This window comes from Mesorhizobium sp. M0074, assembly GCF_040322975.1.
Classification (GTDB): Bacteria; Pseudomonadota; Alphaproteobacteria; order Rhizobiales; family Rhizobiaceae; genus Mesorhizobium.
The window spans coordinates 1-19,026 of the sequence record NZ_JAMYUM010000039.1; the positions used below are offsets into that span (position 1 = coordinate 1).

Consider the following 19,026-nt stretch of genomic DNA (forward strand, 5'->3'; position numbering starts at 1 on the left):
TCTCATAGAGCAGGCCACGAATGGCGTTGGCCAACTGCGTGCGCTGGCGCACCAGAAGGTTACGCGTGCGATGCAGCCCCCTGGCTCATTGCTGTTCGACCGTCTTGATCGGCACAAAGCGCATCTTCGGCCGGCTCACCGCTTCGCAACAGCCTTCCGCGTCGCGGGCATCGTTCTTGTTGCGCGGGACATAGGGCTTCACATAGGCCGGCGGCATCAGCTTGACCTCATGACCAAGCGCGCTGAACGTGCGGCCCCAATGATGGGCCGAGCCGCAAGCCTCCATGCCGATCAGCGCCGGCGGCTGAGCCGTGAAGAACTTCACCATCTGCGCACGGCGCAGCTGACGCTGCACCACCACCTGCCCGGTCGCATCCACGCCGTGCACCTGAAACACGTTCTTGGCCAAATCGATACCAAATCTGATAGCTTGCATGACGGACGGTCTCCTCCGCTGGGTTTCAACACGGCCAGCTTGGCACATTCGATGCCGCAAGGGGCCGTCCACCCATCATCCCAGATCATACACGCGGCGGCGAGGATCCAGCAGGATCAGCTGCTTCGCCGCAGGCTGATCACCGCCGCCGCATTGGGGCGCGCCGAGTTCGAAACCTCACCGTACGTCGAAGAGCAGATCTATGCCAGCTTCATTCCCAACGGGGACAAGTCGCGGATGAACGCCTTCCACAGCGCTCCCTGGCAAGACCGCGTCTCGATCGTCGCCGCGCTCGAGGATGCGCGCCTGCGCTATCATGGGTATCGGTTGATCTACGAGCGCCACCCCGAACTGCTCGATGAGCGCCTTCGCGACTTCTTTTATCAACATGACCGCACGAAGCTGCTGGACACGTCCGACAAGCTGAAATGGAACAGCCTCCCGATGGCCTACGCCGCGATCGACGCGGTGCGGGCAGGTTGTACCGATCAGCAATCGTCCATTGTTGATGAGTACCGTCACTATCTCGAAAGGCGGATCGCGGCTGAGGGCTAGATGTTTAGTCCCGGCACTTGCTGGATCGGGTTTGCGGTGAAGCGTTCGGGCTGGGAGGTCCATGTCTTGCACACGAACTCATAGGGTGTGAGACCTTTGAGGGTCTTGAGTCTTCGTGCGAAGTTGTATGCGGCGACGAAGTCGGCGAGATGGCTGCGAAGCTGCCGTCGGACGCGCGCTGATCGGCGACACCTGATTGGGCAAACAAGGCGCTGACCGGACGAACTCCCACCCCATACGGTCCATCTCTTCTGAAATCCTTGGACTGATCCCGATTTGATCGTCGCGGAACAGGCGGCGGGCTGTAATGGCCGTTCGGTGAATGCTGGAGGCATTTCGGTCACCATACCGCCTGAGCGGCATGGAGTAGCGTTCTCGGCAGCACACGCTTCCGGCGCTAGAAAGCGTCGTCCGCTTTCGGGCGATCGACGAAAGGGCCGGAATGACTGGGATTGGGCGCATTGCTGCCATTCCTGATCATTGTGTGACGAGTGCGTCGCAAACCTACCCCTGCGGTAGGACCCTAGGTCGGCCCTTGTTCAGCGCTCGTAGTCGTTATCGTTTGAGCGCTGGGTCTTCCGGTCCTGCTCTTCCGACTGCCGCGCCTTCTGTTTGTTCGCGTCCTTCTGCTTGGCTCTCACCTTCTCTTGCTCGGCGCCTGTACGCGGCTTAATCGGCTCGCGGGGATCTTCCCGAGTTGGGAGGTCTTGCCCTCGCGCCTCGCGCTCGGGGATTGGCTCCTCACCGCCACCACCACGACGCTGCTGCTGCCGCTCGAATTGCAGCCGCGCCAGACGGTCGTGCATCTTATCGTTCACCTCTTCACGATATTGTTCGAACTGTCCTTGATGCGCCGGCGGCAGCGTCCCGCGCATATTGTCCAGAGCCTGATTGACGCGGGCCATCTGACGCCGCATTTCCAAGGGGGTTTGCGCCATATCCAAATCTCCTATCAATGCATTCAATTCTCTCACACCGGGATGGGACAGGAAAGGCTTCTGCCCCGATTGATCAGCACCGCGATCCGCGGCAGGAGCTGGTTGCCCTTCCTCTGTCCGATCGCCACGAAACCGCAGAAAATTGTTGCCGATCGATTCCGCTGCCGAGAGAGCCTGACCGACTATGCCTGCGGTCCGCATCGTCGTCACAGTCTTTTGCCACGCGGCAACGATTGCATCGCCGTTCACGACGAGGAATTGCCCGTCCAAACGGCGTTGCCGCTTGGCCTCCACCCGCTCCATTGTCCTAGCGCTGACCTGGTAGCGCGGATCGCTTTGGGCGCGGCTGTAGGCTCCGGCATGCTCCTTTGTGAATGGCCGCGTCATCGCATGATCCATGCGCCGCGTCGCCACCATGGCAATGCCGTTGTCGCGTGCTTTTTCCGCAAATGCCTCGCGCCAGGCGGCGAGATCAGGCTTGTAGAATTTCAGGCGCTCGCCGTCGGCTGACCGTGCCTGCACCATCGCATGGATATGGACGTGCTTGGTGTCCTTGTGATGCGCCAGGACGAACTTGTATCCTGGCGCGCGCTCCTCGAGCACGGCGCGCGCCGCGGCCATGACGGCGTTGGCATCGGTGCCGGCTCTCGCCGAGAAAAGCAGGTGATAGGCATTGCGGCGCTCACGCCCCGAAAACTGCGGGCGCCATTGATCATAGACCGAAGCCGCCGCCTTGGCGGGGTTCCTCGCGCCCCGAATTGGCTCGCCGTTCGCAGTGCGTACGTCTTTGTTTGTACGGATGAACTTTTGCAAAAAGTATTTCGCTTTGGGTTCACGGCTGACGGCCGCAGTCACCTCTGCCTTGGCGACCACCCCAGCCGCGTCCATCGCCTCAGATAAGCGCGCCTCGATCTTGTCGAGCGCCTTGCTGCGCGAATTCTCCCGACCGCCGGCCAGGACTCTCGCAAGCGGTCCGGCCCGCTTATCGGTGTGCGCGTAAACCTGCACCGTCTGTCCATCCTGTGCATAGATGAACGGTTTTGCGCCGAATGCCTTCTTCAGCGCCACGCTCAAGGCGGCATCGGTGACGTGGCCAGCGAGCTCGAAACGAACCTCCAGAAAATTGGTGTTTTCCAGGGGTGGTTCGAACGTCTCGCAAAACTTTTCAAGGAACGCCTTTCTTGCGCCGCCTGTCGCAAGGACCTGCCCATCCTCGTCGAAAATCTCGATGTCGTGCTTCTCGCCTTTTTCGTCCTCACGCCTCCCAAGATAATTGAGCAGCCGTGCGGCTGCGTCCTTGGTCGATGGCGGATTGGGCATGACCTTGAACACGGCAGGCTGCGCGCCGGCGGCATAGCCGGCTCGTGCCGCCACTGCCCGCGCCTGATAGCCCGCCCGCGCTGCTCGCCCTGTACCGCTCGGACGAACAGCACCACGGCCACGGCCTCCGCCGCCGCGCCGCTTCCAGTCTTCCTCCTCCTCTTCCGGCCGGAAACCGGCGAGCGTGGCGCCATAGACCATGATCGGCGCGCTAGGGGCCCTGGGCGAACTCGCAGCAGCAGTGGGCTTCGGTGCCCCGCTGGAGACGGAGCTCCCCGCCGCGCCCGATCCTCCCGGCGACGAACGAGGGGCGTTCCTGCCGCCAACTGCCGTCGAGCCGGCTTGTCCTCGCCCGAGGCGTCCGCCGCCACCGGTCCGCTCATAACTCTTCATCGCCTGGAATTCGGCAGCCCCGCGTCGGGCGCCCGTCACGGACTTGTCGTCGTCCAGCTCCTCACGCTTTATGCCGGCCCCACCCCGCAGATAGCGTTCGATTTCGGCCGCGTAGCCAGCAAGACGACCGCTCATGGCCTCGCCTCCCTCGCCTTGCGGGATCCGCCAGTCATCGTTTTCAGTTCATCGCGAAACTGCCGCACAAGGTCGCCCACCGCGATCAGCGCCTGCTCAAGGTCCCCATCATGGGCAACACGGCCGTCGTTTATGGCACGCACGGCTTGGTTGAAATTGATGCCGACCCGCCGCAGCTGATCGGTCATGTCCACGATCGCCGGCCGCAACGCCTCGGACGCGATAGGCAGATGCCCAGCCTCGGCGCGCACAAGACGCCGCACGGCCTCGCTGACGGTCACGCCGTCCCGCTCCGCAATGGCTTTGAGGCTGGCCAGCTCGTCAGCCGAAAACCGGATGTGCGTCACCTCGCCATAGCGTCGTGACGCGCTCTTGATCGCTGCTTTCTGGGCGTCTGCATCCATCTCTCAAGCCCGCTTGCGGGCGCTAAGGCCCCCCAGGGCCGCGCCGCCTATTTTTGTGTGTATCACAAAATAGGCTATCCTGCCAGTGGCCAGTGCGGGCGGGCGATCGCGATTTGCTTTGATGTCTCCATGATGCGTTGAGGACTTGTTGCCATCTTAACATGGAAACAAGTCAGAGCGCGGTCCGCATCTGGAACTCGGCCATCGGGATCGGGCGGCGCTTATCCTGCCAGTGCATTATTCTTACGGCCTCTCGGTCCTGAACTCTCATTTAGTGGCAGGTGCCAGCATCTATTCCCGGGTGCCTCCCACGCCGCCTTGCTCAAGAGATGCGCGAAGCAGCCCAGCCTGCAGGTCCTTTCCGCTGACCGGCAATCTCGCGAGGTCCATCTTGCAAAAATGACGATCAGGCGCGGAAGCGCCTGGACGAGCGGCGGCCGAAACCGCTTCCGCGCGAGGCAATGCTCGAGGGATTGCGCGACTTGTGGGTCGAGAAGGGCCGCTTATCGCGAAACATCGTAGATCGGTCCCGTTCGGTTCCGCGCGTGAGGACCTACTACTTTCACTTTGGCAGCCTCCGGCAAGCCTTGAATGAGATTGGTCACGCTGCGCCCGCCGAAAGTTTTCGAGTGGCGCCTAGCCGCCTTGATGCACCGCGGTGAGTTTTTGGCGGCCTGAAGCGGCGATGTGGTTGCCCTTGCGTGCTTTTTCAACAAGCCTCACGGGCGCCGGCGATCATCCGTTGTGATGGAAGGCGGGGTTTGCGGATTGAGAGGTCAGCGGGTTCGTTTTCGGGGCGTCCGACGCCCCGTCGGCTATGTTGGGGATGCGATCGAGAACGATGCGCAGGATGCCTTGGTCGGGGCAGGATGTCGACAGGTGCAGGCGGATTTGCGTCTTGATCTCGACCACCCATTATCACGGCAGGCCAGGTTTGGGCGAGATCCTCACCCGCATCCGCACGGAGCGGGCCAATTGACGATTCGCAACCCAAAAGGTCGGCAAGTTGACAATGCGTACTGTCAGACAACGCGCAAAGTCAGAATTTTGAGGTTGGTACAGCGCTTGCTTGTTCACGGAACCATCATCCGATCGCTTGTGAGAGCGAAATGGATAGTTTGGCAACATTGAGCAAAGGCACGAATTCGTTATGCGGAAAACTGACTTAGAGCGATTCGTCAACGATTTAGGAAAAAAAGGCAGTCCGCTTGAAAACCTTAAACGACGCGTTGGAGGGCTTGCATCGATCGTAGCGATTGGAAAGAGCCTCAACTACAACATCACGCTTGACGAGGTTAAAAGTTACATCCGATCGAACAGCCGGCAGAAGTCCAGTACGAAGAAGCTCGGCGCGATTGCAGGCCGCAAGCGTGGTTCGAGCGTTCCGGCCTTGACCAGCTTTGTACAGACCACTGCGTTGGCTAATTCCGCTATGGATGTATCCATGAGCCCTGCGCAAGTCGGGGGAAGAACTAGCGTCGCTGCGGTCGTATTAGTTGTCGTAGTTGTTGTTGTGGTCGCAACCTAACCGCATTGGCTCGGACGAGCCGGTCTGATGTAACATCAGAGCAAACCGCGTCGAGGATGCGATCATGCTATCAGGCGTACAACGGGCCGCTTCAAGGGCTCACCCGTACCCTCGCGAACACTGGCAACAAATCTTTGACCAGCGCACGCCGGAGGAACGGCGAACGTTGCCACACGTCAAGCGCTTCATGGAGCGGCTGGCCGGTGACAGGAAGTTCCGCACGGCCCTTTCGGAGAACCTCGACGCCCCTCGATCGGTAACAGAGCGCTACGGCATCGAAGTTGACCCAATGGAGATGCTGCCGCTCTGGTGCGGGGACTACGTGAAGCACCGCTTCAAGCCGGAGTCTGCCCCGTGGCCGCTGGCTATGATGTGGGACGAGTATATGCGCGAGATGTTGCGCTATCGCGACATGCTGCGCGCCGATGGCGAAATGTCGACAGTCAACCCTCGCTTCCATGCCTGGCGCGAGCGCCAAAGCCGGCGCTGTAACGACGAATTGGGCGAATTGGCGCCGTCGATCACGCACCCCATCATCGCTTTCGAGCTGAGTGAAGGCTGTACCGTCGGTTGCTGGTTCTGCGGCTTGTCGGCCGACCGCTTCAAGGGCTATTATGAGTATAGCGAGGAGCATGCCGAGGTTTGGCGCGGTGTGGTCGGTGTCGCGAGCGAGATGTTTGGTTCGGCAGCCCGCACTGGCTTCTGCTACTGGGCCACAGAATCCGATCGATAACCCGGACTACGACCGCTTTCTGTTCGACTACCATCAAATCACGGGCGCATTGCCACAAACGACGACGGCCGCCCCGCTCAAGGATCAGGCGCTCACCAGGCGCGTGCTCGAACTGTTCAAACGCTACGGTGGCGTGACGAATCGTTTCTCCGTGCTGAGCACGAACCATCTCAATCAGATTCACGCGGCGTTTTCGCCCGTGGACCTGATGGGGGTCGAACTCATCCTGCAGGGCAAAGAGGCGCCGACCGCAAAGGCTTTCACCGGGCGCGCGCGTGCGCGCCCGGCAGGAGAAACTCCAGGCAGCCAACAAAGATGATGCAATAGCCTTGGCGGAGGGCTATCCCACGACGATCGCCTGTGTTTCCGGCTTCCTCGTAAATATGCGGCAAGGACGTTTACAACTGGTGACGCCGGTACCGGGGAGCGAACGCTGGCCTCTCGGGTACCGCATCGTGGACGAACGTTTCTTCAGCACACCCGACGAGTTCCGGGAAGGGCTGCAGTGCATCATCGACGAGCATATGTTCGAAAGCCCACCTCCGAACCTGCCGATCCGCTTCCACGGAGATCTGCAATACGAGGCAGGGAACCGGTACTTCCATCTCCGCTCACGCAACATTGAACACCGGGTGCTCGACGAGGTTGTTCCGATTTCCGTTGGCCATCTAATCGCGTGCGGCAATTGCAGTCGCGACGGACGGAGCGAGCGCCCTTGCAGTCGCCGACCTGCTCGATCAGTTATACGCGGCCGGGGTGATCGAAGAGGACCTCGACGCCGTTTCGCTTGGCCGAACAGCGGTGGGATGACGGGCCGCATGGCGCTGGCTTATCTATCCGCGAGGACGCGAATGCCTTCCGGCGACAGCGGCATGGGCAAGACGATGATCACGAAGCGCTTCCGGGACCAGCATCCAATATCTTCTCCCGGCTCTCGTCGGGGGCCTCTTCTTGGCTCGACGGGCGCCGGGAGAGTCTGGGGCACGATGACTGGCGTCATCATCCTTGCGATTGGCATTTCCGGCATCCAGCAGTTTGGCGGCTCGTTCTTTATCGACCCCTGTTCAACAGGGTGACGCTGCTCGTCGCCATCGGCATCGCTGGCTACGCCCAGCGCAAGCGCGGCGCCGCCCACAAGGCCATGCCCAAGACTGCTGCGCAACCTTCAAAGTGAGCAACAGAACACATCCTGGCTCATGATATGAGCGACTACGAGATTCTGGACGATCGGTTCCGAAAGCTGACGAGCGGGCATGCCAAGCTCGAACCGCTGTGGACCGGCAACCGCTGGGCGGAAGGACCGGTCTATGTCCCGGCCGCACGGCTTTTGTTGTGGTCGGACATCCCCGATGACCGTCTGCTGCGCTACGACGCAGGCGATGGCTCCGTTTGCGTCTTCGAGACACAGTGCAACAACCAGAACGGACATACGCTCGATGGTGAAGGCCGCATCGTCGCTTGCGAGCATCGCGGCCGGCGCATCTCCCGGCTCGAGCACGATGGCAATTGGCGCCCCCTGGTCGAAACCGTCAACGGCAAGCGGCTCAATTCGCCGAACGATGTGGTGGTCAAATCCGGCGGAACGATCTGGTTAACCGACCCGGTCTACGGCATTGATAGCCACTACGAAGGCATGATTGCCCGGCCAGAGATCGGCGGCTCCCATGTCTACCGGTTCGACGAGTCCTCCGGCGCGGTGACCGCCGTCATCACCGATCTGATTCAGCCCGACGGTCTGGCTTTCTCGCCAGACGAGAGCATCCTCTAGTGTCGGATACCGGCGCAAGCCATGTTCAAGGGCTGCCGCGTGCGATCAAGACCTATGGTGTCGCCGAGGACGGTCGCTCCCTGCGGTCGCGCGGCACCCTGGCCGAATGTGAGGCAGGATTCTTCGACGGGTTGCGCGTCGATCGCGGCGGCAGCATCTGGGCTTCCAGCGCCGATGCGGTCCGTGTCCACGCTCCGGACGGGACGCGGATCGGTCGCTTCCTGGTTCCCGAAATCGTCTCCAACCTGTGCTTCGGCGGTCCGAAGCACAACCGCCTCTACATCACTGCTCAGACCTCGCTCTATTCCATCTATGTCAACGCGCACCCAGCCGGTTTGCTGGACAGATCAGCCGGTGACTTGGCGCCCTGCAAACCCTGCGGAAGTCGAGTTCCGGAAGGCCAGACCATTTTTCTGAACCCAAGGGAGGTACCAAGATGCAACGCAGAACATTCCTGAAATCTTCCGTCGCCCTGACGATCGCAATCACTGTACCGGCTCTGTTCTCCGTCCGGGCCAAAGGGACTCTGTTTTGCACGTCAAGCACTTCACAACGCAGGCTCGGTCTAGGAATGAGCGGGACCTTGGGCCGTTCGACTTCGTGAACCTTCGGCAGCGCAGCATTCATTTCCGGACGTGGTGGGCACTTGGAGGTGGGGTCCATTCGCATCTTGCAATAAAATCGCCGGCTTTTCCGTGGCACAAGCGTTGCAGAGCTGTTTGCGACGGCATTTCGCCAAATGGGAGAAACACATGAATCGCTGGAACAAGCTGGTCGACGTGAGAGGACGGGGAGTTCCTACGTGAAATATCTGTTCGTCGGTGCCACAATGGTTTTGGCGTTACTGCCTCCGGTCGCCCGGGCCCAGGATATCGAGGGAGGCAAGGCGGTCTTCAAAAAGTGCGCCGCCTGCCACAGCGCTGCTACCGAAGCAAACAGAGTCGGGCCATCCTTGAAGGGCGTCGTGGGCCGGACAGCGGGGACCGTCCTTGGCTATTCTTATTCGAAAGCCATGAAGGATGTGGGCGGTGCGGGCCTCGTATGGGATGAGCCGAACCTGATGGAATATCTGGCAGATCCCAAGGCGAAAGTGCCGGCGAACAAAATGGGGTTCCCTGGCCTCAAGAATCCCGACGACGTCAAAAACGTCATCGCCTATCTCAAGAGTGTGTCAGGTTAGAAACCTTTGGTCTTTGCGTTTCGAGAACAACGTAAAGGAGGGAGCGATCGTGTGTCACGCGGTGAAACCTGTTTTGAAAGCCGACTGTTCTGCCGGGCAGAGTGGCGAAGCTATCCCGTTCGAGACGGCGGTAGCCAAAGCCATCGCGCTCGCCAAACCTGTTCGATATAGGGAAACAGTCTCGCTCGTCGGTGCATTAGGGAGGGTTTGCGCCGCCGATATATGCTCGCCTATTTCGCTGCCTCCGTTCGATAATTCCGCCATGGACGGGTTTGCCGTTCGAACGGCGGATTTCGACGGGGAAGGGCCTTGGACATTTCGTCTGGCTGAACGGGTGGTCGCCGGCGATGTGCGCGCTCTTGAGAACCTCGACCCACGAACTGCACTCAGGATATTCACGGGAGCACCCGTCCCGTGGGGCTTCGATGCCGTGGTCATGCAAGAGCGCTGTGAGCGAATTGGCGACACCGTCACGATGGACGAGCGGCCCCGTCGTGGTCGTCACATCCGTTTTGCTGGCGAGGACGTCAGCGCCGGCACGGAACTGGTACGGCGGGGCAAGGGCCTGTCCGCCAGGGATCTAACCTTGTTGGCAGCGGTGGGGATCGTTGACGTCCAGGTGCTTCGAAAGATCCGGATAGGACTGCTCTCCACCGGAACCGAGTTGAAAGAACCGGGCGAGCCCCTCGAACACGGTCAGATTTACAATTCCAATCAGACCATGCTGAGCTCGTTGCTGGCGGGTTGTCCTTGGGCGGAGATCGTCGACTTCGGCATGGTCCCTGACAGCCTGGGTCTCCTCACAGACGTTGTCGCTCGCGCCGTCACGTCCTGTGATGCCCTGGTTACCACAGGCGGGGTCTCGGCAGGCGAGGAAGACCATGCGGTGGTGGCTGTTCAGGCCCATGGTGCCGACCTTGGCGTCCTCAACGTCGCGATGCGGCCGGGCAAGCCGCTGAAGGTCGGAAGGATCAGGAAAACAGTCTTTGCAGGGTTGCCAGGCAATCCCAACGCGGCGCTGATAGCGTTCCGGCAGATTGTCCTGCCTGCCTTGCGAAGGCTGGCTGGCCTCGCGGAGACCCAGCCGCAATGGTTCCCGGCGGTGGCTGGCTTCAACTGCAAAAAGCGGCAAGGCCGAACTGAGTTTGTGCCCGTCCGCATATCCGGCCGCACCGAAATGGGTGAACCTGTGCTGGAGATGCCTGAACGTGGAACCTCGGCCAATTTGACGGCCGTTGCGTTGGCCGACGGCATCGCACTCCTGCCGCCTGAGGCCGCCGAAATCACAAACAGCATGCCGCTACGCTACGAACCGTTTGGGACCTAGTGGATGGAATCCAACACTTGGTGCCCGCGTTTGACGGCGGCGATGATCTTGTCGGAATCGGCGGCCTCAGGTGAAGGGCTTTGGCTGCTGGTTGTGCTCGGCGAGGAAACGGTTGATGTCGGCCTGAAGGTCTACGACGGAGTGGGAGACGCCGTGTTTTAGGCGCCGCTTCGACAGCTTGGCGAAGAAGCCCTCTACCGCGTTGAGCCAGGAGCACGAGGTCGGGGTGAAGTGGAAGGTGAAGCGCTCGTGGCGGTCGAGCCAGCGGCGCACCTTGGCATGCTTGTGGGGAGCATAGTTGTCGAGGACGACGTGCACGGCCTTGTCGGCGGGAACCTCGGCGTTGAGACCGGTAACTTCTGTGGGGTTGAGCACGGATTTTTAGGCCTGAATGGTCCATAACCACCGCTTTGAGGAGGTGGCGATGGCGGTGGAATGAACGGTTACGATCGAGGGCCGGAACGAATTTGGCGACACATGCCGGAAGGAGGTCCGCATAGACAAGAGCTGGGAGAGCCTGTTCCACGGCGACATCGGCTTGTCGATCGGCGATAGCAAGAAGATCATGGCAGCGCTGCAGAACGCGGTCGTGAATCATGAGGCGGAGACGTATGCCCTTCTTCGCCCGGTTTGCCCGGATTGCCATACGTTCCGACCGGTCAAGGACTACACGACAAGCCGGATCCGAACCGTCTTCGGCACCGTTGAGGTTCGCAATCCCCGATGGATGCTGTGCAGGGAATGCCATCCAGGGATGGTCGGTGCCTTCGCGCCGCTCACCTTGTCATCGAGCAACGCCGAGGCTACCTGGCCGTAGTCGAGTGGATGGACCTCGAGCCCGGTCCGGTCAAATTCGTCAAGTGTGAAAGGCTGGCCTGAATAGACGTTCCATTTGATCTTGGCCTTGCCTGTAAAATGCCGCATAGCGTCGACTGCGGTCCCGATCGCAGAGCCTGTATCGTTTGAGCATGGCGGAATGAAAACGTCGGAAAAGAGATTCGTTTCGAGCCAACGGCGGTTCCACTCGCAGTTCAATCCACACCCCCCGGAAATCAGCAGCGGGTAACCCTTTGTCAGGTTCTTCTTCGCAAAAGTGTGGAACGAATCGAAGATGGCGTCTGAAACGCGCCTGGCGAGGTTGGTGAACTTTCGATTGGTTACGCCAATGTTGTAGTAGGGCGAATTCCGCCGTGATATTATTCCATGTGTCCATGATGACTTGTTGCCTTGTTAACAAGGAGCAACGAAACATGGAGCCTACGCCGGAAGGAGGCCCCCAATGATCATCTCCGCTGCGATCCCCAAGGGCGGCACTGGCAAATCGACGATGCTGCGCGCCCTTGCATCCGTCGCGCTGCATCGGGGCTATTCGGTCACTCTTGTCGACGGCGACCGGCGGCAGAACATGAACCGCTGGTTCCAGATGCTGGGTGAAGCTGGCAATCGTCCTGACAGACTGCAGCTGGTGAGCGCGATGACACCGCAGGAAATCCTTGACGCCGCAGCCATTCACAACGGTGAGCGCTCCGTCGTCTTGATCGATACGGAAGGCACCACAAATGACAACCTCATGGCCGGGCTCTTCGCAGCCGATATTGTTGTCGTGCCGGTCTATTTTGCCCTCGACGATGTGACCGCCGCCATCCAGATCACCGACCACTACATCCCGCTGGCGGTCGAGAGCCGGGGTAAACCGCTGCCTGCGATATTCGTGCTGACCAAGCAGACCATCATCGACGGCAGGGCGCGAGCCCTGACCGAACTGCGCGCCATCATCCAGGCCAACGGCACGCCGATTGCAGAACACGTCCTGCACAATCGCGTTGCCTACCGCGACCTTCAGACCGGGCAGACCCTTTACAGCCCCACGGTGCCTGACGCGAAGGCGGTTGCCGAGAGCGAAGGGGTCTTCGACAACCTTCTGCAAACCTTCATCGAAGCCACAAGGAACGCGGCATGAGCGAAGAAACCGCACCGAAACCCGGTGACGACAAGAAAGCCCGCATGATGAAGGCGATTTCCACGCAGCCGCCGGCACTGCCGAGCATGTTCATTTCATCAGCGAAAAACGAGGGGCGGAAGCTGGAGCCGCATGCCGGATCGGCCATGTCGCAGACGCCCGACCCGGCATCGGGTGCAACGCCTGACTTTCGCAAGCTGCTGCGGCAGGGTCAGAAAAAGGATCCGATCGCCGGCAAGAAGATTCGCGAGGAGGAGATGATCCGCTGCGGGTATTACCTGACGGCTGCGGAGCAGCGCCATTTCAAGCTGCTGGCGATCAGCAACGGCCACAGCATGACCGAACTGCTGCGAAAGGCTGTGCAGGATTATATCCGCATTCATAAGCACAAACTGCCGAAGGAATGACCGGCGGTATGGAGCCGCTATCGCCTGTTGCGACAGGTGATGTTCGTGGCTCTTTGCTACGTGCGAAAAAAAGGGCCCGCGACGATACTTCGTCGCGGGCCCTGAGATGTTTGCCTACTTGGATTGGTTGAGGTGTTTCAGCAGTTGGCCGAGGATGCCGTCCCGCTCCGGACGCCCGCTGGCTGCCGCTTTGTCATCGACCAGCTTTGCGGCCATCTCGGGCGACAGCGGCATAAAGTCGTAGCCGTGTGAGATGGCTGCATGGCGAAGATCCTCAAGCGTTTCGAACGCGCGATCGCGGGTGCCAAGCCAGAGCGCGGGCTCGTCGGTTTCTTCGTGCGGGAACGCTTGCAGGAAGTAGGTCCGAAGCGGTGGGTCGTAGCCGATGACAGCGTCTGGATCCGAGCGGCCCTGTCTGGTGACAGTGATGGTGTAGCGGCTCATTGCAACCTCCCTTTGCCGGTGGGGAGCCGGCCCCTTGCGAGGCCGGCCGCCGATGCCTCACTGGGGGTTGTTCCAGAGGATGACCTTCTTGTTTTCCTCGCCGCCTGGCGCGGGAGCGAGATTGCCGAAGATGACGCCGATCTCGGGGGCTTCCAGCTTGACCGAGAGGTACTCTTCACCCGAACGCTGGGAGGTGCGGTGCCACCCGGCTCCGATCTCGAAGCCCGTGCGCTTGTTGACGATCCGGTAGTCGGGCGCGTCCTCGCGCGACTTGTTGGTGTTCGGGATCAGGGTGATCGGCGCGTTGACCCGGAGCGTGGCAAAGACGCCTTCCATCGAGCCGTCGGCCTTGGTGGTGAGGTTTGCGATCGTGGTGGCCATGGTAGTTCTCCTTCGGTTGCATCGGGACCATTCCCGATGGCGCCAAAGGAGAGGACCGTCCTGCTGCGGTCATCTCGGCGAAAATTCTGGAAAATTCTATTTGCCGAAAAACAGCGGGCAGGCCCTTCGCCTGTCCGCAGACAAAAACACAAATCGAATTTTCCTGAATATTCGCCGAGTGTACCCCCAACGGGGGTTGACCGCATAAAGCAGGCGGTCGTCTACAAAGGCGACATGAAACGGGAATGGTCCCGGATGCGGCAGATGGACAAGAACTCAGGCCGCCATCGCTTGACCGCCGACGCAACGCTGCCGGATCGCAGGAACAGGCTGCAGCCTCTCGGGTCATGTCGCTTGAGCCAATACCTCGAACAGCAGCATGGCGTGTGAACTGCCTTGCGTGTTCGGTATGGCGCCACAGCGGTTTCGAGATCGGAGTCGACTGGCAGCGAACTTCGCGCCCCTTGGGGGGAATGCCTCGCAACCAAGTTGGATGACCGGGCAAGCCAGCATGTTCGGCACGCTTGCACCCGCTCAGATGCGAGACAGGTCAAGAAGACATCCTGCACAACGCCCCGCGGCTCTGCGCGTGGGCGGTTTCGAAAGGAGCCGGCTCCGGCCGTCCATAAAAGTGGAGTTGGCAGCGCGGGGCCGGATCCAGCCTATCGGATCGGACCCGGCGGGCTGTCGGCGGATCCACGCGTCCATCATCCTGGCAACGCCAGACGTTCGTCCGGCATCATGCGGGCTTCGGCTTGGCGGCGAATGTCCGGACCGGCATGGCGGAGCATGGCGCACCAGTCTTGCACATTGTAGGTAGTCGCCATGCTGCCCTTGGCCAGATCGTAAATGACGCACGGCTTGTTCGCGATGGCGAGCCGAAGCACGTTGGCGGCCGTCCCGGGTGATGCGCCGTCCCAGACCATCATCCCAAAGTCGGCGCGCCGCGTCATCTCCCGGTCCTTGGCGGCGTGGAACCAATACCCGTGAGCGCCTTCAGGAGACGGGACCTGGTAGGCAGCCCAGTCGCCCAGATTGTTGCGAGGTTCCTTGCCGGCATGGAAGACGCCGACATGGTCGTAGCCATAGCCGGCGAGCAGGGCCTGCGCCTCGGCATCGGCTCCAGATGCGTCGCCAATCAGCACGCCGTGCTCGGCAGCAACGATTGCGCCGATGCGAGCGATGGCAGGTTCCGGCAGCTCGAATGTCTCGCGTGAACCACCTATGAATATCATCGCCATCGTGACTTTCCCTTCTCTCCAGCGTCCCCCGCCCCGCGCCGGCCGCCGTCTCCCTCTGGCCCTGCGTGAGGGATCGTCATCCGGCTGCAGGCCGGCGCGCCCGGACGCTGCCGCTGCCGGAGGCGCTACGCGCGTGGAGCTAGTGGCCTTTGTCGGCCAGCCAGAGGCCCACGTCCTGGATCGAGCGCATGAGCACCGACGGATTGTCCCGCGCGGGAATGAAGCCCCAGCTCTGCCAGTAGCGCTCGGCCTCGGCGTCGGTCGCCCGCACCACCACCGCGCGGCCGCCGATGATGTCGGCGCCGGCGACGCAGCGATGCAGCGCGTCCTTGACCAGGCCGCTGCCGATGCCTTGTCCGGCATAGCGGTGGTCGACGGCGAGTTGTCCGATCAGCAGCCCGGGAATCGGATCGGCCGGCCGGCCGGTGCGTCGTCGAGGAGTTCGATCCCTGAAAGCGCCAGCTAGCGGTCCCAGGGCGGGGACCGACGCAGCCGCTCGGCCGCCTTCAGCGGAGGCGCACCGGCCGGGGCCGAGATCGCCTGCATGAAGGCGTCATAGGCTTCCGGGAACACGCGGATGACGGTTTCGTTGAGGATGGCCGCCTGCGCCTCGTGGAGTGCTGCACGCCGCATGAACTCCGTGCGCGACAGGCCGAGCAGCTGCGCGCCGCGGTCGATGATGGTGAGATCATTGTCGCGAAACCGCATCGATACGCATATCTTCCTATTTGCGGCGGCGGCCATGGTGCGTTCCTGTGCTGGAATGGACATACGTCGGTGGAATGCAGCATGACACCGGATTTGCGTGACGAAGCCATTCTGTTCCTGGGCCCGGCGTACAGGCATGCGGAAACGGCGGACTGATCCGATCCGAGGTATGCTGCCTGGCGCGAAAAGAGAACGTCAATCCAGACGGCTGACGCGGCGGCCCTCGCTGCGCGCTTCGATAAAGGCGCCTGCGATCTTCACCATGAATGCCTTGCTGAAACGACCGAGGGGCTTACCGTCGGATTCGATGTACCAGGAGCGTTCGGCAATATCGTAGTTGTATTCGTCAACCACGATCCAGCAGCGTTTGAGATCGGTCAGACCGGCGCGGCGGCACTCGATAGTGGAGACTTCCAAACCGACCCGATCGCTGGTTGGTGGTTGGGTGGTTATCGCCAGGAGCGCGAGATGGGTCAGGCCATCTCTTGCGCCGCGGACAGCGATGACCACGCAAGTGGGCCGGCTCTTGCGGCCTTCCGTTTCGCCGCGCTCGTGTTGCCATGCCCAAAGATACGGGTAGGAGATCACCTGACCAGGCAGGAATCTACCGCTCATCATCGTATCCTTCCCCGCGCGCCAATCGGTCGATCTCGGCGGCGAAGAGTTCCGTGTGTTCCTCCGGCATCTCGGAGACACGGTATGCGCGGCGGGGATCGCCGCCGATGCGCATCCGTTCGTAGTGCTCGTAACTCATCAGCACGAACCGGGGTTTGCGGTGCTTGGTAAGAATAACGGGTTCGCGGCTGGCAACGTCGGTGACGTCGCCAACCTGCTTGTTGAGATCCCCCGTCGTGAACTGGCGCATGGCTGGACTCCTTATCGATCTCCATATTATCTAGATTTTCTGAATTTGCAAGAAAACGGCGCTCACGCGCCGTCCTCCGCGAACCGCCACACGGGGATGCCGAGCCGACGCGCCTTGTCGGCAAGGTTCTCGGTGATGCCGGAACCGGGAAAGACGATCAGGCCGTAGGGCACCACCGAGAGAAGCTGGTCGTTGCGGCGGAACGGAGCCGCCTTGGCGTGTCGGGTCCAGTCCGGCTTGAAGGCGATCTGGGTGACCTTGCGGTTCTCGGCCCAGCAGGCGGCGATGCGTTCGGCGCCACGCGGGCTGCCGCCGTGGAGCAGGACCATGTCGGGATGCTTCTCGCGGGCCTTGTCGAGCGCGTTCCAGATCCGGTCGTGATCGTTGCAGTCGAGACCACCGGCGAAGGCAATCTTGGTGCCGGCAGGAACGAGCACCTCGGTTTCGGCGTGGCGGCGGGCGGCGAGGAAGTCTCTGGAGTCGATCACCGAAGCGGTCATCGCCTGGTGGGAGACCTTGGAGCCGGTGCGCGGCCGCCATGCCGATCCGGTTTGTGCCTCGTAGAGGTCGGCAGCCTCATCGCGCATGATTTCGAGCACGTTGCGGCGCTCGATATAGGTGATGCCCTCGGCCGTGAGCCGTTCCAGCTCGACCGACTTCACCTCGGAACCGTCCTGCTCCTGTTGGCTCGAACGCTGCGCCTCCTCGTTGCGGTCGAGGCTGCGGGCGACGCGCTCGGCGGCACGGTGGAAGACGTTTGCGAAGGACCAGAGCAGGTCGTCGAGATCGGGTTCGAGCCTGGTGTCGCCGAGCATGCCGGCGAAGGTCTCGACGATGCCGGCGAGGCCAGCCCGGATCGCCTCGTCATCGGGCAGCGGGCGGGGATCAGGTTCGTCCTGCTGCGGGCGATGGCCGTACATCTGTAGTTCGAGGATGACGCGGTCGGTCGGCGAAGAGGCGTGGTAGGGCTCGTAGGCGTCGTCGAAAGGAAGCTCGTAAGTCATGGCGGTGTCTCCGTCGGTTTCGGCCGCGCCCATCGCGGCCTGACAGCGCATCCCGGCCGCGCCCCCGGCGCGGCCGCACCCAAGGCCGAAGCGCGAGCGGACGACGGCGCCGCCGTTGCGGTCGTGACCGGGGGGTGGCAGGGGTCGCCTCTCGGGCAGGCCGCGGGCGCAGCCTCTCCGGCGGACCGCCGCCATAGCTGCAAGGCTTCCGGTGACGCCACCCTGCCGTCTGCCGGCCCGACCCGTTCATCCAGCTGGCAGGAAGAGACGGACATCCTCCGGGACGAGCTGATCGCTGAGCCATGCCGCGAGATGGGCCGGGCCGAGATGGCGCAGATCGTCGTTGAAGTCGCCGAGCTGCGGCTGCAACACCAGGGCGAGGATCCCGGCCTCGCCGGCGCGTTGGCTGAGACGCTCGATGCCGTGCCGGCCGGCGGAGTCGGCATCGGCTGCGATGTAGAGGCGGCGGCAGCCGGGCGGGAACGTCAGGCCGGCGAGGTGATTGGCCGAGGTGGCTGCGGCCACCGGCAGCACCGGCACCACGGTCCGGAGCGAGGCCATCGTCTCGAACCCTTCGCCCGCGGCCATGACCGGGACGGTCGCACCGGGCTGGTGGCCTAGCCAAATGCCGTTGCCCAGGAGATCCCCCAGCGAGCGGCGGGGATCGGCGAGCTGCGCCTTGCCCTGACCCGAAGGATCAAGCCAGGTGCGCTGCAGGCCGGTGATCTGCCCGTCGAGGCTGGTGACAGCGGCAATCAGCGCAGGAAGCGTCCGCGTCTCGCCGGTCACGAGATCCCTGTAGTAGCAGCCGGGATGGAAGCGCAGGGCACGCTCATGTGTGGAGAGCAGAATGCCGCGGCCGGCAAGATAGCGTTCCGCCAGCGTGCCCGCGATCGGCTGGGACATGCCGAACAGGCGCCGCGCGGCCTCAGGGGAGCCGGGTGCCGCGGCAGGTTGCCGCTGCGCGCCAGGAGCTTGGGGCGGTGGCAGCGGCACGGAGAGGAAGCGACGTGCTTCATCCGCAACCGCGCGGAAGTTGACCAGACCACAGCTTTCGCGAATTACATCGAGCAGATCGCCAAATTCAGACGTCGCCTCGTCGACCCACCTACCCGCCGGGCCCTTGGCGTTTGCCCTCAGCCGCACATGCATGGAACGGCCGCGCGTGTTGCGGACATCGCCGACGATCCAGTAATTGCCGGAGCGATGGCCATTGGAAAGATATTCGCGGCACACCGCCTCGGCATGTTCGCCAAGGCGGCGTGCCAGCTCGGAGGCCGAGCCCGTCATGATCGCCTC

Annotated in this window: 23 protein-coding genes and 7 pseudogenes; 14 read left to right on the forward strand and 16 right to left on the reverse strand. The window is 62.0% G+C overall.

Translation table 11 applies throughout. From position 1 onward, the window contains the following. Positions 1 to 436 (reverse strand): annotated as a pseudogene (locus NKJ73_RS32125) (IS110 family RNA-guided transposase); the annotation flags it as partial. Positions 437 to 487: 51 nt separating this feature from the next. Here NKJ73_RS32125 and NKJ73_RS32130 point away from each other — a divergent pair. After that, positions 488 to 991: a hypothetical protein gene (locus tag NKJ73_RS32130; RefSeq protein ID WP_352572354.1), complete on the forward strand. Its 504-nt coding sequence runs from the start codon at positions 488 to 490 to the stop codon at positions 989 to 991. On the opposite strand, the pseudogene NKJ73_RS32135 reads toward NKJ73_RS32130, so the two are convergent. The 3 genes and pseudogenes from NKJ73_RS32135 to NKJ73_RS32145 form a co-directional block, all read right to left on the reverse strand. After that, positions 988 to 1,155: pseudogene (locus NKJ73_RS32135) on the reverse strand (IS481 family transposase); the annotation flags it as partial. The gene NKJ73_RS32130 and the pseudogene NKJ73_RS32135 sit on opposite strands and share 4 nt — an antisense overlap. A 375-nt stretch (positions 1,156 to 1,530) precedes the next feature. Next, positions 1,531 to 3,450, reverse strand: a complete 1,920-nt coding sequence (locus NKJ73_RS32140; protein ID WP_352572356.1) for a relaxase/mobilization nuclease domain-containing protein — start codon at positions 3,448 to 3,450, stop codon at positions 1,531 to 1,533. A 323-nt stretch (positions 3,451 to 3,773) separates the two neighbouring features. Next, entirely contained in the window at positions 3,774 to 4,181 is a 408-nt protein-coding gene (locus NKJ73_RS32145) for a hypothetical protein (protein WP_352572357.1), read from the reverse strand. Between NKJ73_RS32145 and NKJ73_RS32150 the strand changes: the two genes are divergently transcribed. Continuing rightward, a complete protein-coding gene (locus NKJ73_RS32150; protein WP_352572399.1) occupies positions 4,176 to 4,322 on the forward strand; it encodes a hypothetical protein in 147 nt (48 codons plus the stop codon). The genes NKJ73_RS32145 and NKJ73_RS32150 overlap by 6 nt on opposite strands. Before the next feature lie 594 nt (positions 4,323 to 4,916). Here NKJ73_RS32150 and NKJ73_RS32155 read toward each other — a convergent pair. Further along, positions 4,917 to 5,093: a hypothetical protein gene (locus tag NKJ73_RS32155; RefSeq protein WP_352572359.1), complete on the reverse strand. Its 177-nt coding sequence runs from the start codon at positions 5,091 to 5,093 to the stop codon at positions 4,917 to 4,919. A gap of 238 nt (positions 5,094 to 5,331) precedes the next feature. On the opposite strand from NKJ73_RS32155, the gene NKJ73_RS32160 reads away from it, so the two are divergent. The 8 genes and pseudogenes from NKJ73_RS32160 (at position 5,332) to NKJ73_RS32190 (ending at position 10,717) form a co-directional block, all read left to right on the forward strand. Then, complete coding sequence (locus tag NKJ73_RS32160; RefSeq protein ID WP_352572361.1) at positions 5,332 to 5,709, forward strand: hypothetical protein; 378 nt, start codon at positions 5,332 to 5,334, stop codon at positions 5,707 to 5,709. 166 nt (positions 5,710 to 5,875) lie between these two features. Continuing rightward, entirely contained in the window at positions 5,876 to 6,442 is a 567-nt protein-coding gene (locus NKJ73_RS32165) for a hypothetical protein (protein WP_352572363.1), read from the forward strand. Between the two features lie 103 nt (positions 6,443 to 6,545). Continuing rightward, on the forward strand, positions 6,546 to 6,761 hold the full coding sequence (locus NKJ73_RS32170) for a hypothetical protein (protein WP_352572365.1): 216 nt from the start codon (positions 6,546 to 6,548) through the stop codon (positions 6,759 to 6,761). A 205-nt stretch (positions 6,762 to 6,966) separates the two neighbouring features. Then, positions 6,967 to 7,074: pseudogene (locus tag NKJ73_RS34405) on the forward strand (hypothetical protein); the annotation flags it as partial. Between the two features lie 283 nt (positions 7,075 to 7,357). Then, positions 7,358 to 7,616, forward strand: a pseudogene (locus NKJ73_RS32175) (ABC transporter permease); the annotation flags it as partial. 27 nt (positions 7,617 to 7,643) lie between these two features. Continuing rightward, positions 7,644 to 8,536 (forward strand): annotated as a pseudogene (locus NKJ73_RS32180) (SMP-30/gluconolactonase/LRE family protein); the annotation flags it as partial. Between the two features lie 476 nt (positions 8,537 to 9,012). Further along, on the forward strand, positions 9,013 to 9,390 hold the full coding sequence (locus NKJ73_RS32185) for a c-type cytochrome (protein ID WP_502905420.1): 378 nt from the start codon (positions 9,013 to 9,015) through the stop codon (positions 9,388 to 9,390). A 13-nt stretch (positions 9,391 to 9,403) separates the two neighbouring features. After that, the gene (locus tag NKJ73_RS32190; protein ID WP_352572367.1) at positions 9,404 to 10,717 is read left to right on the forward strand and encodes a molybdopterin molybdotransferase MoeA; all 1,314 of its coding nucleotides are present in this window, start codon (positions 9,404 to 9,406) and stop codon (positions 10,715 to 10,717) included. Here the strand turns inward: NKJ73_RS32190 and NKJ73_RS32195 are convergent. Continuing rightward, positions 10,714 to 11,062: pseudogene (locus NKJ73_RS32195) on the reverse strand (transposase); the annotation flags it as partial. The gene NKJ73_RS32190 and the pseudogene NKJ73_RS32195 overlap by 4 nt on opposite strands. Before the next feature lie 193 nt (positions 11,063 to 11,255). Here NKJ73_RS32195 and NKJ73_RS32200 point away from each other — a divergent pair. Further along, on the forward strand, positions 11,256 to 11,534 hold the full coding sequence (locus tag NKJ73_RS32200; protein WP_352572369.1) for a hypothetical protein: 279 nt from the start codon (positions 11,256 to 11,258) through the stop codon (positions 11,532 to 11,534). A 125-nt stretch (positions 11,535 to 11,659) separates the two neighbouring features. Here the strand turns inward: NKJ73_RS32200 and NKJ73_RS32205 are convergent. After that, a pseudogene (locus NKJ73_RS32205) lies at positions 11,660 to 11,917 on the reverse strand (carbamoyltransferase N-terminal domain-containing protein); the annotation flags it as partial. Between the two features lie 79 nt (positions 11,918 to 11,996). On the opposite strand from NKJ73_RS32205, the gene NKJ73_RS32210 reads away from it, so the two are divergent. Both NKJ73_RS32210 and NKJ73_RS32215 read left to right on the forward strand, forming a co-directional pair. Next, entirely contained in the window at positions 11,997 to 12,677 is a 681-nt protein-coding gene (locus tag NKJ73_RS32210) for a nucleotide-binding protein (RefSeq protein ID WP_352572371.1), read from the forward strand. Between the two features lie 44 nt (positions 12,678 to 12,721). Next, on the forward strand, positions 12,722 to 13,084 hold the full coding sequence (locus tag NKJ73_RS32215) for a hypothetical protein (protein ID WP_352572372.1): 363 nt from the start codon (positions 12,722 to 12,724) through the stop codon (positions 13,082 to 13,084). 114 nt (positions 13,085 to 13,198) lie between these two features. On the opposite strand, the gene NKJ73_RS32220 is transcribed toward NKJ73_RS32215, so the two are convergent. From NKJ73_RS32220 to NKJ73_RS32235, 4 genes are all read right to left on the reverse strand, one after another. Then, positions 13,199 to 13,528, reverse strand: coding sequence for a hypothetical protein (locus tag NKJ73_RS32220; protein WP_352572374.1), 330 nt, complete (start codon positions 13,526 to 13,528; stop codon positions 13,199 to 13,201). Positions 13,529 to 13,585: 57 nt separating this feature from the next. Continuing rightward, positions 13,586 to 13,909 (reverse strand): DUF736 domain-containing protein, encoded by a 324-nt coding sequence (locus tag NKJ73_RS32225; protein WP_023803002.1) that lies wholly within the window; start codon positions 13,907 to 13,909, stop codon positions 13,586 to 13,588. 707 nt (positions 13,910 to 14,616) lie between these two features. After that, positions 14,617 to 15,150, reverse strand: a complete 534-nt coding sequence (locus tag NKJ73_RS32230; RefSeq protein ID WP_352572376.1) for a hypothetical protein — start codon at positions 15,148 to 15,150, stop codon at positions 14,617 to 14,619. Positions 15,151 to 15,289: 139 nt separating this feature from the next. Then, positions 15,290 to 15,499, reverse strand: a complete 210-nt coding sequence (locus NKJ73_RS32235) for a hypothetical protein (protein ID WP_352572402.1) — start codon at positions 15,497 to 15,499, stop codon at positions 15,290 to 15,292. Between NKJ73_RS32235 and NKJ73_RS32240 the strand changes: the two genes are divergently transcribed. Beyond that, positions 15,467 to 15,616 (forward strand): hypothetical protein, encoded by a 150-nt coding sequence (locus NKJ73_RS32240; protein WP_352572377.1) that lies wholly within the window; start codon positions 15,467 to 15,469, stop codon positions 15,614 to 15,616. The genes NKJ73_RS32235 and NKJ73_RS32240 overlap by 33 nt on opposite strands. Here the strand turns inward: NKJ73_RS32240 and NKJ73_RS32245 are convergent. The 5 genes from NKJ73_RS32245 to NKJ73_RS32265 form a co-directional block, all read right to left on the reverse strand. Then, a complete protein-coding gene (locus tag NKJ73_RS32245; RefSeq protein WP_352572379.1) occupies positions 15,613 to 15,894 on the reverse strand; it encodes a type II toxin-antitoxin system TacA family antitoxin in 282 nt (93 codons plus the stop codon). The two genes, NKJ73_RS32240 and NKJ73_RS32245, sit on opposite strands and share 4 nt — an antisense overlap. 159 nt (positions 15,895 to 16,053) lie before the next feature. Continuing rightward, a complete protein-coding gene (locus NKJ73_RS32250; RefSeq protein WP_352572381.1) occupies positions 16,054 to 16,473 on the reverse strand; it encodes a hypothetical protein in 420 nt (139 codons plus the stop codon). Beyond that, a complete protein-coding gene (locus NKJ73_RS32255; RefSeq protein WP_352483438.1) occupies positions 16,463 to 16,723 on the reverse strand; it encodes a type II toxin-antitoxin system prevent-host-death family antitoxin in 261 nt (86 codons plus the stop codon). Before NKJ73_RS32255 ends, NKJ73_RS32250 begins: the two co-directional genes overlap by 11 nt. Positions 16,724 to 16,785: 62 nt before the next feature. Further along, the gene (locus tag NKJ73_RS32260) at positions 16,786 to 17,727 is read right to left on the reverse strand and encodes a DUF2493 domain-containing protein (protein WP_352572383.1); all 942 of its coding nucleotides are present in this window, start codon (positions 17,725 to 17,727) and stop codon (positions 16,786 to 16,788) included. 246 nt (positions 17,728 to 17,973) lie between these two features. After that, on the reverse strand, positions 17,974 to 19,017 hold the full coding sequence (locus NKJ73_RS32265; protein ID WP_023803701.1) for a DUF7146 domain-containing protein: 1,044 nt from the start codon (positions 19,015 to 19,017) through the stop codon (positions 17,974 to 17,976). Between the last annotated feature and the right edge of the window lie 9 nt (positions 19,018 to 19,026).